Annotated in this window: 9 protein-coding genes and 2 tRNA genes; 9 read left to right on the top strand and 2 right to left on the bottom strand. The window is 62.3% G+C overall.

Going from position 1 to position 14,121, the window contains the following annotated elements:
- Positions 1-110: 110 nt before the first annotated feature.
- The 3 genes from ACVW0Y_RS23255 to ACVW0Y_RS23245 all read left to right on the top strand — a co-directional run bounded on the left by ACVW0Y_RS23255 (position 111) and on the right by ACVW0Y_RS23245 (position 3,802).
- Positions 111-2,867 (top strand): response regulator, encoded by a 2,757-nt coding sequence (locus ACVW0Y_RS23255; RefSeq protein WP_457441667.1) that lies wholly within the window; start codon positions 111-113, stop codon positions 2,865-2,867.
- Between the two features lie 78 nt (positions 2,868-2,945).
- On the top strand, positions 2,946-3,383 hold the full coding sequence (locus tag ACVW0Y_RS23250; RefSeq protein ID WP_457441666.1) for a hypothetical protein: 438 nt from the start codon (positions 2,946-2,948) through the stop codon (positions 3,381-3,383).
- On the top strand, positions 3,383-3,802 hold the full coding sequence (locus ACVW0Y_RS23245) for an META domain-containing protein (protein WP_457441664.1): 420 nt from the start codon (positions 3,383-3,385) through the stop codon (positions 3,800-3,802). The genes ACVW0Y_RS23250 and ACVW0Y_RS23245 overlap by 1 nt, the downstream gene beginning before the upstream one ends.
- 119 nt (positions 3,803-3,921) lie before the next feature.
- On the opposite strand, the gene dinB is transcribed toward ACVW0Y_RS23245, so the two are convergent.
- Positions 3,922-4,977, bottom strand: coding sequence for a DNA polymerase IV (gene dinB / locus ACVW0Y_RS23240; RefSeq protein WP_457441662.1), 1,056 nt, complete (start codon positions 4,975-4,977; stop codon positions 3,922-3,924).
- A gap of 137 nt (positions 4,978-5,114) precedes the next feature.
- Here dinB and ACVW0Y_RS23235 point away from each other — a divergent pair.
- The 5 genes from ACVW0Y_RS23235 (at position 5,115) to ACVW0Y_RS23215 (ending at position 10,382) form a co-directional block, all read left to right on the top strand.
- Positions 5,115-5,191: transfer RNA gene (locus tag ACVW0Y_RS23235), tRNA-Met, on the top strand.
- A gap of 130 nt (positions 5,192-5,321) precedes the next feature.
- Positions 5,322-5,398: transfer RNA gene (locus ACVW0Y_RS23230), tRNA-Met, on the top strand.
- Between the two features lie 325 nt (positions 5,399-5,723).
- A complete protein-coding gene (gene mprF, locus ACVW0Y_RS23225; protein WP_457441660.1) occupies positions 5,724-8,360 on the top strand; it encodes a bifunctional lysylphosphatidylglycerol flippase/synthetase MprF in 2,637 nt (878 codons plus the stop codon).
- A complete protein-coding gene (locus ACVW0Y_RS23220) occupies positions 8,360-9,622 on the top strand; it encodes a virulence factor family protein (protein WP_457441658.1) in 1,263 nt (420 codons plus the stop codon). The genes mprF and ACVW0Y_RS23220 overlap by 1 nt, the downstream gene beginning before the upstream one ends.
- Before the next feature lie 211 nt (positions 9,623-9,833).
- Positions 9,834-10,382, top strand: a complete 549-nt coding sequence (locus tag ACVW0Y_RS23215) for a cytochrome b (RefSeq protein WP_457441656.1) — start codon at positions 9,834-9,836, stop codon at positions 10,380-10,382.
- Positions 10,383-10,453: 71 nt separating this feature from the next.
- Here ACVW0Y_RS23215 and ACVW0Y_RS23210 read toward each other — a convergent pair whose 3' ends face one another.
- The gene (locus tag ACVW0Y_RS23210; protein WP_457441654.1) at positions 10,454-12,337 is read right to left on the bottom strand and encodes a potassium transporter Kup; all 1,884 of its coding nucleotides are present in this window, start codon (positions 12,335-12,337) and stop codon (positions 10,454-10,456) included.
- 328 nt (positions 12,338-12,665) lie between these two features.
- On the opposite strand from ACVW0Y_RS23210, the gene rimO reads away from it, so the two are divergent.
- Positions 12,666-13,994 carry a 30S ribosomal protein S12 methylthiotransferase RimO gene (gene rimO, locus ACVW0Y_RS23205; protein WP_457441652.1) on the top strand — a complete coding sequence of 443 codons (1,329 nt, stop codon included), beginning with the start codon at positions 12,666-12,668 and terminating at the stop codon, positions 13,992-13,994.
- The last annotated feature ends 127 nt before the right edge of the window (positions 13,995-14,121 follow it).

The following is a 14,121-nucleotide window of genomic DNA, read 5'->3' as shown; positions in this document are numbered from 1 at the left end:
ACCAACGCTCAACCCAACCGGCAAGAACCAGGCGCTAAGAGGTTTGTTCGCTGTTAGCCAGGCGCTACACTGCGGAACGGGCTTGGAGCCGGCTTTTCAGTGAGGGTGATGTGTTCAAGGATCTCAGCATCAAGGGCCGCGTGTTGCTGCTCACTCTGCTGCCCACCAGCCTGTTGGCGCTGGTGTTGGGCGGCTATTTCACCTGGATGCAGCTGTCGGATCTGCAGGCGCAATTGCTTCAGCGCGGGCAGATGACCATCGAGCAACTGGCACCGCTCGCCGCGCCCGCCCTCGCCCGCAGCGATGCGGCGCTGCTGGAACGGATCGCCAATGAGGCGCTGGAACAACCGGATGTGCGCTCGGTGCATTTCCTCGCCAATGACCATTCGCGCCTGGCCAATGCCGGCCCGAGCATGCTCAACCCGCTTCCCGATGGCGACAACCGCCTATTGCTGTTGCGCAGTGGAAACGATGCCACCCGTTTTCTGCTCCCAGTGTTCGGCCGCCACCGTGCGCTGACCGGCGACCCAGTGGCCGATGACCCCGACCGCCTGCTGGGCTGGGTCGAGCTGGAGCTGTCGCACCATGGCACCCTGCTGCGCGGCTACCGCAGCCTGTTCGCCAGCCTGCTGTTGATCATCACCGGCCTGGGCGTGACGGCGTTGCTGGCGGTGCAGATGAGCCGCTCGATCAACGACCCGCTGCGGCGGATCAAGCAAAGCGTGGCGCTATTAAAGGAAGGCCGCCTGGAAACCCGCCTGCCGCCGTTGGGCAGTCATGAGATGGACGAGCTGGCCTCGGGCATCAATCGCATGGCCGAAACCCTGCAGAACGCCCAGGAAGAATTGCAACACAGCATCGACCAGGCCACCGAAGACGTCCGCCAGAACCTGGAAACCATCGAGATCCAGAACATCGAGCTGGACTTCGCCCGTAAGGAGGCGCTGGAGGCCAGCCGCATCAAGTCGGAGTTTCTGGCCAATATGAGCCATGAAATCCGCACCCCTCTGAACGGCATTCTCGGCTTTACCAACCTGCTGCAGAAAAGCGAGCTGACCCCGCGCCAACAGGACTACCTGGGCACCATCGAAAAATCCGCCGACAGCCTGCTGGGGATCATCAACGAGATTCTCGACTTCTCGAAAATCGAGGCAGGCAAGCTGGTGCTGGAAAACATTCCGTTCAACCTGCGCGACGTGCTGCAGGACGCCCTCACCATCCTTGCGCCGACCGCCCACGCCAAGCAGCTGGAACTGGTCAGCCTGGTGTACCGCGACACGCCGTTGGCGCTGATCGGCGACCCGCAGCGCCTCAAGCAGGTGCTGACCAATCTGGTCAGCAACGCCATCAAGTTCACCCGCGAAGGCACCATCGCCATCCGCGCCATGGTCGAGGAAGAAAACAGCGAACGCGCCGAGTTGCGCATCAGCGTGCAGGACACCGGCATCGGTCTCTCCGATGAAGATCTGCGCGCGCTGTTTCAGGCCTTTAGCCAGGCCGACAACTCACTGTCGCGCCAGGCCGGCGGCACCGGCCTGGGGCTGGTGATTTCCAAGCGCCTGATCGAACAGATGGGCGGCGAGATCGGCGTGGCCAGCACGCCGGGCGAAGGCTCGGAATTCTGGATCAGCCTAAGCCTGCCCAAGGCCCGCGAAGACGCCGAAGACCAGCCGCAAGCAGCGCTGGTCGGCCGCACCGTGGCCGTGGTGGAGCAACACGAACTGGCCCGCCAGGCCCTGCAACATCAACTGGAAGACTGCGGCTTGCTGGTGGTCCACCACCAGAATCTGGACAGCCTGCTCAGCGCCGTGAGCGTGCAGCAATACACCGACAACCCCATCAGCCTGGCGGTGCTCGGCGTCACCACCCAGGACCTGCCGCCGGAGCAGCTCAGCCAGCGCGTGTGGGATCTGGAGCGGATCGGTTGCAAAAGCCTGGTGCTCTGCCCGACCACCGAGCAGGCGCTATACCACGAGTCGCTGCCCGACGCCCACAGCCAGCTGCAGGCGAAACCGGCCTGCACGCGCAAGGTCCAGCGTGCGCTGATCGAACTGCTCGGCCCGCGCCACCAACCCACTGAACAATCCGCCCCGGCGCAGAAGAGCCGGCCACCGAAATTGCTGTGCGTCGATGACAACCCGGCCAACCTCAAGTTGGTGCATACCCTGCTCAACGATATGGGTGCCGAGGTTACGGCGGTGGACAGCGGTTTCGCGGCGGTGGAGATCGTCAGGCACAACAGCTTCGACCTGATCTTTATGGACGTGCAGATGCCGGGCATGGACGGCCGCCAGGCCACCGAAGAAATCCGTCACTGGGAAGCCGAGCAGGAAGCCGTACCGACGCCGATCATCGCCCTCACCGCCCACGCCCTGGCCAATGAAAAACGCGCCCTGCTGCAGGGCGGTATGGATGACTACCTGACCAAGCCTATCAGCGAGCGGCAACTGGCCCAGGTGGTGTTGAAATGGACCGGTCTGGGCCTGCGCAACCAGAACACCGAGCGTGCTGCCCAAGCGCCGCAGCCGCTGCCGAACCATAAGGTGCTGGATGAAGAAGAAGGCCTGCGCCTGGCTGCCGGCAAGGCCGACCTGGCGGCGGACATGCTGAGCATGTTGCTGGCCTCTCTGGATAGTGACCGCGAAACCATCCGCCAGGCCCGCGACAACGATGATCGCAGTGCGCTGATCGAACGGGTCCACCGTCTGCATGGCGCCACCCGCTACTGCGGTGTGCCGCAATTGCGCGCGGTCTGTCAGCGCACCGAAACCCTGCTCAAACAAGGCGACCCCGCCTACCGCGAGGCCCTGGATGAGCTGGACGCGGCCATAGTGCGCCTGGCAGACACCGCCAAGCTCAGCGCCTGATGCCATCCGAGCCCGGCCGGCGGCAGCGCCCATGCTAAGATGCCGGCCTCGTTTTTCTTACCGAACTGAACCTGCGCCATGGCCGAACACGACTTTCGCTACAACCTGCTCAACCCAGAACACACCCTGATCGAGTGCCGCGCCCTGGTGCCCGGCCGTTATCAGGTCACCGGCAATGGCGGCTCAGTGAAAAGCGGCGACGTGCTGTTGGTGACCCTCAAAGGCAGTCGCGACCTGTCCATGCGCTTGAACGTCGACAAGGTGCGCCACCTGATCAACCCCACCGGCCAGTGGGTTGCCGTGGCCCAGGGCCCGGTATTTACCGAGTTGTCTATCCTCAACTGGCAAGTGAAATGCGACGGCTGCGCCAAGCAGCTGGATTTCGAGTTCGCCGTCGACGCCGCCCTGGGCAAAAAGGCCCATGCGCCCGCCGCCGAAGCCCGTATCACCGAGCTGCACTGGCAGAACCGCGATGCTCGTCACCTCTGCCCGGCATGCCAAACCAAGGACGCCTGATGAAAGCCCCCCTCGCCCTCAGCCTGCTCGCCACTGGCGCGCTTTCCACCTTAGTGGGCTGCGCCAGCGATGCGCCGCAATTGCAGCAGGACAGCGCCTACCAAGTGGAATGGATCGGCGAATATCCGCTGATCGACAACAGCCATCTGACCGTCACCCTCGGTGCCGATGGCCGCGCCTTCGGCAGCGCCGGCTGTAACCACTGGTTCGCCAGCTACAGCCTCAAAGGCCAGCAGATCAGCTTCAGCCAGGCCGGCAGTACACGCAAAATGTGCGCCCCGGCGTTAATGGAGCAGGAACAGCGGTTCCTTGATGCTTTGAGCAAAGTCGAGCGTTGGGATATTTCCGCGATTGATCAGCTGCAACTGTGGCCGGCGGCCGGCAAACCAATCCGCCTGTGGTCCGCCGAATACAAATAACGCTGCGCCCCTCCCCGTAGGAGCGGCTTCAGCCGCGATGCTGTTGATCTTCGCGCACCGCGCAAATTGCCGGTTTCAGGCCCGGCCCATCGCGGCTGAAGCCGCTCCTACAAAAAGCGTTAGTGCGCGAACAACTCCAGCTGCTCACTCACCCGCCGCAGGTCAATCAAGCGCACCCCTACCCCGATCAAGCGCACCGGCTTGCCGCCGCGCTCGTAGGCGTTGCGCAGCAGTTTGCGGTAGCTGTCCAGATCACGGCCTGCGCCGGCCTGTTCGAGGGTGGTCTGGGTGAAGTCATGGAACTTCAGCTTCACCAGCGGCTTGTCCGGACGGTAGCTGGCGTCCAGGCGCTGCATGCGCCGATCCAACTCTTCCAGCAGGCCGGGCAGACGCTCGAGGCAGGCATCGAGATCAGGCAGGTCTTTGTCGTAGGTGGTTTCGACGCTGATGGTCTGTCGCCGATGGTCGATCTGCACTGCCCGCTCATCAATGCCACGCGCCAGGTTCCACAGGCGCTCGCCAAAGCTGCCGAATTCACGCGCCAGCTCGACCTTGCTCCACTCGCGCAGCTGCGCACAGGTTTCGATCCCCAGGCGCCCCAGCTTATCGGCCGTCACTTTGCCGACCCCGTGCAGCTTGCTCACCGCTAGCACCGAGACAAAGCCCTCCACCTCGTCCGGGGTGATCACAAACAGGCCGTTGGGTTTGCGCCAATCGCTGGCGATCTTGGCCAGAAACTTGTTCGGTGCCACCCCGGCCGACACCGTGATATGCACCTGGGTCGACACCCGCCGGCGAATATCCTGGGCGATACGCGTGGCACTGCCGGCAAAATGCGGGCAATCCGACACGTCCAGGTAGGCCTCATCCAGCGACAGCGGCTCAATGATCTCGGTGTATTCGCGAAAGATTGCCTGGATCTCGCGGGACACTTCTTTATAGACGTCCATGCGCGGGCGCAGGATCAGCAGGTCCGGACACAGCTTCAAGGCATGCCGCGAGGACATCGCCGAACGCACGCCATAGGCCCGCGCCTCGTAGTTGCAGGTGGCAATCACCCCGCGGCGATCGGCCGAGCCGCCGACGGCAATGGGCCTGTTGGCCAGGCGCGGATCGTCGCGCATCTCGATGGCTGCGTAAAAACAGTCACAATCCACATGAATAATCTTGCGCACGAAAAGTCCGGTAAGCCCCGTCCGGCATGGCCTGGAAGGCCGCAGTGTAGCATCGCGCTTGCGCTAAGCATCTGAACAAACAACAGTTTTTCAGGATTAAAGGTTGACAGGCAAGACTTCGACTGTAGAATGTGCGGCGCGGGATGGAGCAGTCTGGTAGCTCGTCGGGCTCATAACCCGAAGGTCGTCGGTTCAAATCCGGCTCCCGCAACCAGACAAACAAAGGGCCACTTACTCAGTAAGTGGCCCTTTTTTGTTGCCTGCGCTTTTTGCTCGCACTTAACTCTTTGATAAAAAACGAAATTAGCGGTTGACACAAAAGCCCCTGACTGTAGAATTGCCGGCGCGGGATGGAGCAGTCTGGTAGCTCGTCGGGCTCATAACCCGAAGGTCGTCGGTTCAAATCCGGCTCCCGCAACCAAACATTTAAAGGCCACTTGGAAACAAGTGGCCTTTTGTGTTTCTGGCGTTTGCACTCTCTTCCCTACCCCTCTTTTCTGTATATAAGAGCAGCCTGCCGTCCGGCTTGACCCCTCGCTCGCCTTGAACCACTACTAATGAAGCACCATCTGCAAGTGCAAACCGGTTGCTCCGCGCGCCACCGCAGCTGATCATTGCCGGGCTCGTTCGCCATAGGGAGTCATGCATGCTTTACCCAGGACCGTATTGCGCTTCGCGATCTACCTCTGCCGCTCAATTCTTGTTCGCTCGCCTATCGGCTTCCCACTCTGCTTCCGAGGTGCCGAATGCGCGCTAACCCTCCAGATGCCCAACACCCACCGGCCTCGGATGTACACCCGACGCGCCTGCAATGGATGGAGCGCCTGAGCACTTACCGCCAGCCCATCGGCCTGGCCATCACGTTGCTGCTGTTCAGCATTGCCCTGATCGCCTGTCGCCATCTGGTCAACGACCTCGATCCCGACTCCCTGCGCGAATCTGTCCTCAGCGTACCGACCAGCGCCCTGCTCGGTGCCCTGGCCGCCACAGTGGTCGGCTTTATCATTCTGCTCGGCTACGAATGGTCAGCCAGCCGCTTTGCCGATGTGCAGCTGCCGCTGCCTGCCTTGGCCTTCGGCGGTTTCAACGCTTTCGCGATTGGCAACGCCGTCGGCCTGTCGATGCTTTCCGGTGGTTCGGTGCGTTATCGCCTGTATGCGCGCAATGGCCTGGGCCCGGGTGAAGTGGCGCGCATGACCCTGTTTGCCAGCCTGTCCCTGGGTTGCGCACTGCCGGTGCTGGCGGCGCTGGCCACCCTCAGTGATCTGCCGGCAGCCGCCACGGCCCTGCGCCTGCCGAGCACAGCGCTGGCAGCCATCGCAGTCGCCATCCTGCTGGGCTGCGGTGCCTTGTTAGTGGCAATCAGTCGCCGTCGCCTGCCGGAACAGCCGATCCCCAACAACCTGCTGATTCAACTGGGCCGCCGCACCTTGCGCGTGCCGGGCCTGCGTCTGGCCGCCCTGCAACTGTTGATCACCGCTCTGGACGTGGCCGCTGCCGCCACCGTGCTTTATCTGTTGCTGCCGCAAGCCCCGCCCTTCGGTGCATTTGTGCTGGTGTACCTGCTGGCCCTGGCCGCCGGCGTGCTTAGCCATGTGCCTGGCGGCGTCGGCGTTTTCGAAGCGGTGCTGCTGGCTGCCTTTGCCGACCAGCTGGGCAGCGCGCCACTGGCCGCCGCCCTGCTGCTGTATCGCCTGATCTATGTGGTGCTGCCGCTGCTGGTCGCCTGCCTGTTGCTGCTGTGCAACGAGGCCTACCGCCTGATCGTCAAGCACCAGGCGGTGCGCGTGGCCTCGGGCCTGGCCGCGCCGGTGCTGGCGTTGCTGGTGTTTATTTCCGGCATGGTGCTGCTGTTCTCGGGTGCCACCCCGGCCATCGACTCGCGTATCGACGACCTCGGTTTCCTGATCCCCCACCGCCTGATCGACGCCTCGCACCTGGGTGCCAGCCTGATCGGCGTGCTCTGCCTATTGCTCGCTCAGGGCCTGCGCCGGCGTCTGTCGGCGGCCTGGGTGCTGACCATGGTGCTCTTGCTGGTCGGTGCCCTGCTGTCGCTGATGAAAGGCTTCGACTGGGAAGAAGCCAGTCTGCTGACCCTTACCGCCAGCATGCTCGCGGTGTTCCGCCGCTCGTTCTACCGCCCCAGCCGCTTGCTGGAGCTGCCGTTTTCATGGGTGTATCTGGTGGCCGCGCTGTGCGTGCTCGGCGCCTCGGTCTGGTTGATGTTTTTCGCTTACCAGGACGTGCCCTACGAGCACCAACTGTGGTGGCAATTCGCGCTGGATGCCGGTGCCCCGCGCGCCCTGCGTTCGGCCTTGGGCAGCGCGCTGCTGCTGGTGATCGTGGTGCTGACCTGGCTACTGCGCACCGAACCACCGGAAATTCGCCTGCCGGATGAAGCCGAGCTGGATACCGCCGCGCGCATTCTGCGCGCCTCCGACCAGCCTGATGGCGGCCTGGCCCTGACCGGCGACAAGGCGCTGCTGTTCCACAAGGGCGATGACGCCTTCCTGATGTACGCCCGCCGTGGCCGCAGCATGATCGCCCTGTACGACCCCATTGGCCCGGCGCAGCAACGTGCCGAGCTGATCTGGCAATTCCGCGACCTCTGCGACCTGCACCACGCTCGCCCGGTGTTCTACCAGGTACGCGCGGAGAACCTGCCCTTCTATATGGACATCGGCCTGACCGCGCTGAAGCTCGGCGAAGAAGCCCGAGTAGATCTGGCGGCCTTTGACCTGGAAGCCAAAGGCAAGGAAATGAAAGACCTGCGCTACACCTGGAACCGCGGTGGGCGGGACGGCTTGGCGCTGGAAATCTTTGAGGCCGGTGCCGCCCCCATGGACGAGCTGCAAGCCATCTCAGCGGCTTGGGTCGAAGGCAAGAATGTCCGCGAGAAAGGCTTTTCCCTCGGACGTTTCACCCCGCAGTACCTGCGGCATTTCCGCATCGCCGTGATCCGCTTCGAGGGTCGCGCAGTGGCCTTTGCCAACCTGCTGGAAACCCAGAGCCTGGAGCTGGCCAGCCTCGATCTGATGCGCGCCCACCCCGACGCGCCGAAGCTGACCATGGAGTTCCTGATGCTCGGCCTGATCCTGCATTACAAGCAGGCCGGCTACAGCCGTTTCAGCCTTGGCATGGTGCCGCTCTCCGGACTGCAACCGCGGCGCGGCGCGCCGCTGACCCAGCGTCTGGGTGCCATGGTGTTCCGCCGCGGCGAACAGCTGTACAACTTCCAGGGCCTGCGCCGCTTCAAAGATAAATTCCAGCCCGACTGGGAACCTCGTTATATGGCCGTACCAGCTGGCCTCGACCCTCTGGTAGCCTTGGCCGACACCGCCGCCCTGATTGCGGGCGGCCTGACAGGATTGGTAAAACGCTGATGATTCGACGTTTTTGGCGGCCGCTACTGGCCGCGCTGATAGTGGTACTGCTGGTGGCCGGCGGCCTGTTGTGGAAATTGCGCAGCGGCTTGCCCAGCGTCAGCCATTTGCAACTGGCCGATGGCAGCGCCGTCACCCTGGTCAAACCCGGTAGCGCCGCCAAGGCCCAGGTGGCCATTGGCGTACCACCGGACATGCTGCTCAGCGACAGCCAGTTGCTGACCCTCAGCCGCGACAACGGCGCGCAACTGGTCCAGTTCATCCTCGACAGCAACGACTGCAAGGTGCAGCAACAACGCCTGCAGGACAGCCTCGCTCATCTGAACGGTGCCGCCACCCTGGTGGCCGGCATCGGCCCGGGTGCCACCCTGGCGTGGAACTGGCTGGCTGGGCAGAACAATGATCAGGCCAAGGCCTTGTCGGTGGACTTCTCCATCGAAAAACCCGACTGCCCGCAGCCTGCCAAGGCCCCCCATGGCCGTTGGGTAGCCGCCTGGAACGACAACCCCGACGACCCCAGCGCCGCCTTTGCCCGCGAACAAAGCAATGGCGTGACCAGCATCAGCGACTACGACACCACCCTGCCCCAGGTGCTGGAAAAGGAACTGCGCAACCTGCTGCAGGGCGAGAGCGATGCCATGCCGGTAGTGGAAGTGCCAGCCTCAAACCCGGACACTGCCTCCGACACCGTCAGCCTGTTCTATTCCGGCGACGGCGGCTGGCGCGACCTGGACCGCGATGTGGCCGAGGAAATGGCCAAGCGCAATTATCCGGTCGTGGGCATCGACGCCTTGCGTTACTACTGGCAGCACAAAAGCCCGGAACAGAGCGCCGTGGACCTGGCCAAGCTGATGAAGCTGTACCGCGAAAAATGGGGCGCGAAAAACTTTGTGCTGATCGGTTACTCGTTTGGTGCCGACGTATTGCCGGCCATCTACAACCGCCTGCCCGCGGCTGAACAGCAACAGGTACGCGGTATCCAGCTGATCGCCCTGGCGCGCAGCGGCAGCTTTGAAATCGAAGTACAGGGCTGGCTGGGCACCGCCGGCAAAGAAGCCGCCACCGGCCCGGAAGTCGCGCGTCTGCCCGCCGCCAAGGTGCTGTGCGTCTACGGCAAGGATGAAGTGGCGGAAAGTGGCTGCACCGAAGCCACCACAGTCGGGGAGAAGCTTGTATTACCGGGTGGTCACCACTTCGACGAAGACTACCCGGCGCTCGCTGTGCGCCTGATCAAAGATATCGAGAAGCGGCCAGAACCGTAGATCGAAGGCCCTCACCCATCACCGTCATCCCAGTGAAGGCTGGGAGCCAGTAGTTCGGATTGTTCCTGAGACCTCGACTGATCCAACATTCCGGGTCCCAGCCTTCGCTGGGACGACGGTGGATGCCGTCAATAGTTGTGCCTCTCATCAAATGTTAAGGTTTCCCTTCTAACCGCCCAAGAGCGGGCGTTTTCAGAAGAAGGAAGACCTGATGAGTTGGAAAAACAGCGAGTCCCGTTATGGCACCGCCAGTATCACCCTGCACTGGTTGATGGTGATCCTGCTGGCGGCGGTATACGCCTGCATCGAACTACGCGGCTACTTCCCCAAAGACAGCCCGGAACGCGACCTGATGAAGCAGTTCCACTTTATGCTTGGCCTTAGCGTGTTTCTGCTGGTCTGGCTGCGCATTGCCCTGCGTGTGATCAGCCCCACCCCGCGCATCGAACCGGCACCGCCGGCCTGGCAAATGCTGCCGGCCAAGTTGATGCACCTGGCGCTGTATCTGTTGATGATCGGCCTGCCCTTCGCGGGTTGGCTGATTCTCAGCGCCGCCGACAAACCGGTGCCGTTCTACGGCCTGGAATTACCCCACCTGATCGGCAAGAACCCTGACCTGGCCAAGCAGATCAAGGAATGGCATGAGCTCGGCGGTTCGCTGGGTTACTGGCTGATTGGCCTGCATGCGCTGGCAGGGTTGGCGCATCACTATGTGATTCGGGATAACACCTTGCTGCGGATGTTGCCGCGCCGAGGCTGAAAGGCTATCGCGGCTAAAGCTCCTACGAGATCCCGTAGGAGCGGCTTTAGCCGCGATGCTTTTAAACCAACTTAGATCTCGACCTGGGTGCCGAGCTCAATCACCCGATTAAGCGGCAGATTGAAGAAGCGCAAATTGCCGTTGGCATTCTTCAGCAGGAAGGCGAACAGCATTTCCCGCCAGCGCGCCATGCCCACCAGCTTGGTGGAGATAATGGTTTCGCGGCTGAGGAAGTAGGTGGTGCGCATCGGGCTGAAGTCCAGGCCATCCAGATGGCACAGGCCCAGGGCCGCCGGCACATCGGTCTCGTCCATAAAGCCGAAGTGCAGCACCACGCGGTAGAAGCCCTCCCCAAACGAATCAACCTCGAAGCGCCGCTCGTTGGGTACCCGCGGTTCGTCTTCGTGCACCACCGTCAGCAGCACCACGGTCTCGTGCAGCACCTGGTTATGCAGCAGGTTATGCAACAGGGCATGGGGCACGGCGTCGGCGCGGGCAGTGAGGAACACGGCCGTACCCTGCACGCGGTGCGGCGGCTGCACGCGGATACTGCCGATAAACAGCGGCAGCGGAATGGCGCTTTCGTCGAGGCGATCCACCAGCAGCTGGCGACCACGCTTCCAGGTGGTCATCAGGACAAACAGCGCACTGCCGATGATCACCGGGAAGGCGCCGCCTTGGAGGATCTTGGGCAGGTTGGCAGCGAAGAACAGACTGTCCACCAGCAAGAACGCCAATAGCATCGGCACCGACAACCAGGGCGACCAGCGCCACAGCAGCAGAACCACGGCGGAAGCCAGCAAGGTATCGATCAGCATGGTGCCGGTCACTGCCACACCATAGGCCGCCGCCAGGGCGCTGGAGGATTCGAAGCCGAGCACCAGCAGCACCACGCCGACCATCAGCGTCCAGTTAACTGCCCCAATATAAATCTGCCCCTGCTCATGGCTGGAGGTGTGCTGGATAAACATGCGCGGCACATAGCCCAGCTGAATCGCCTGACGGGTCAGGGAGAATGCCCCGGAAATCACCGCCTGCGAGGCAATGATGGTGGCAAAGGTCGATAGCAGAATCATCGGCAGCAGCGCCCAGCTGGGTGCCAGCAGGTAGAACGGGTTACGCGCTGCTTCCGGGTTCTGCAGCAGCAACGCGCCCTGGCCGAAGTAGTTCAGCGCCAGACCCGGCAGCACCAGGAAAAACCAGGCGCGGGCAATCGGCTTGCGCCCGAAGTGACCCATATCGGCGTATAGCGCTTCTGCGCCGGTCAGCGACAGCACCACGGCACCGAGAATGGTGATACCGATGCCGGGGTGGGAAATAAAGAAGTTAACCGCCCAGTAGGGGTTAAGGGCATGCAGTACTTCCGGGCTCTGCAGAATGCCGTAAATGCCCAGCGCGCTAAGGGCGCTGAACCAGGTCAGCATCACCGGGCCGAACAGAATGCCGATGCGCGCGGTGCCGTGTTTCTGGATCAGAAACAGCGCCACCAGCACGATCAACGACAGCGGCACCACCCAATGGTCGATGCCATCGAAGGCCAGCTCCAGACCTTCCACCGCCGACAATACCGAGATCGCCGGGGTGATCATACTGTCGCCATAGAACAGCGCCGCGCCGAACAGGCCGAGCAGCACCAGCACGTTGCGCAGCTTGGGGTAATCGTGGGCGGCGCGACTGGCCAGGGCGGTCAGGGCCATCACCCCGCCTTCGCCCTGGTTATCGGCGCGCAACATAAACAGCACGTACTTGAGCGACACCACCCAGAACAGCGACCAGAAGATCAGCGAGAGAATGCCCAGCACCCCGTCGTGGTTGGCCTGCACGCCGTAGTGTGGGTTGAACACTTCTTTAAGGGTGTACAGCGGGCTGGTACCGATATCACCGAACACCACGCCGACGGCGGCGATCATCAAACTGACGGTCGATGATCTGGGCGCGGAATGCGCATTGGACATGCACTAAGCTCCTGAAGGGGCGGCCTGCAGACGTGCTATCTGCATGCACTGAAACTGGGCGGCTTTATACCTGAAAGCAGGGGCACCAAGCACCTGTTTACGCAGCGTCACCGGGTAAAAGAGCGGCGCAAAACGCGTTGTATGGGTTACTGAACGAAGATTGCCCCCTGCAATTCAAGCAGTGATGTCGCCAGAACGCCCGCCCAGAGCATAGCTGAGACGCCACCTGCCGGATGGAGGCTGGTCAAGCGGGTGACCTGCCGCTAGAATTGCGCACTTTTTGACCAGAGGCGCCCCAAAGCGCCCGTCCAAACGCCTGAGGTTAGTCATGTCCACCGTCGCCACGCCGAAAGTCGGCTTCGTATCCCTGGGTTGCCCCAAGGCACTCGTCGATTCCGAACGCATCCTCACCCAGCTGCGCATGGAAGGCTACGAAGTCGTGGCGACCTATCAGGACGCCGACGTCGTGGTGGTCAACACCTGCGGCTTTATCGATACCGCCAAGGCTGAATCCCTGGAAGTGATCGGCGAAGCCATTGCCGAGAACGGCAAGGTGATCGTCACCGGTTGCATGGGCGTGGAAGAAAGCGCCATTCGCAATGTGCACCCAAGCGTATTGGCCGTTACCGGTCCGCAGCAGTACGAGCAAGTGGTCACTGCCGTACACGACGCCGTGGCACCGCCGCAAAACCACAACCCGCTGATCGACCTGGTGCCGCCACAGGGCATCAAACTGACCCCGCGTCATTACGCCTACCTGAAGATTTCCGAAGGCTGCAACCACAGCTGCAGCTTCTGCATCATCCCCTCCATGCGCGGCAAGCTGGTCAGCCGCCCGGTGGGCGAAGTGCTCAGCGAAGCCGAGCGCCTGGTCAAGGCCGGCGTCAAAGAGCTGCTGGTGATTTCTCAGGACACCAGCGCCTATGGCGTCGATGTGAAATACAAAACCGACTTCTGGAACGGCCAGCCGGTGAAAACCCGCATGCTGGAGCTCTGCGAAGCCTTGAGCACCCTCGGTGTGTGGGTGCGCCTGCACTACGTGTACCCCTACCCGAACGTTGACGACGTGATCCCGTTGATGGCCGCCGGCAAGATCCTGCCGTACCTGGATATCCCCTTCCAGCACGCCAGCCCGAAAATCCTCAAGGCGATGAAACGCCCAGCCTTCGAAGACAAGACTCTGGCGCGAATCAAGAGCTGGCGCGAGCAGTGCCCTGAGCTGATCATCCGTTCGACCTTTATCGTCGGCTTCCCCGGTGAAACCGAAGAAGACTTCCAATACCTGCTGAACTGGCTGACCGAAGCGCAGCTGGACCGCGTTGGCTGCTTCCAGTACTCGCCGGTGGAAGGCGCACCCGCCAACCTGCTGGACGCCGAAGTGGTACCGGACGACGTCAAGCAATCGCGCTGGAACCGCTTTATGGAGCATCAGCAAGTCATTAGCGCCGCGCGCCTGCAGCTGAAGATCGGTAAAGAGATCGAAGTGCTGATCGACGAAGTCGACGACCAGGGTGCCATCGGCCGCAGCTTCTTCGATGCTCCGGAAATCGACGGTCGCGTGTATGTCGATAGCGATAAGGACCTCAAGCCAGGGGACAAGGTTATGTGCCGCGTCACCGATGCAGACGAATACGACCTCTGGGCCGAAACCCTGTGATCAAAAAGCCCCGCTGATGCGGGGCTTTTTATTGGCCGTTGATCGAGGCTTGCAGGAATCGCGGGGGTATACCCACCAAACGAATTGAAAAAACCGGATGAGCGGCAGACGCCCCGACGGTTTTGAT

The sequence above is a fragment of the Pseudomonas sp. TE3786 genome (genome assembly GCF_054057335.1).
Note: the sequence above shows the minus strand (reverse complement) of the source record. Positions and strands in the feature narration are given on the sequence as shown.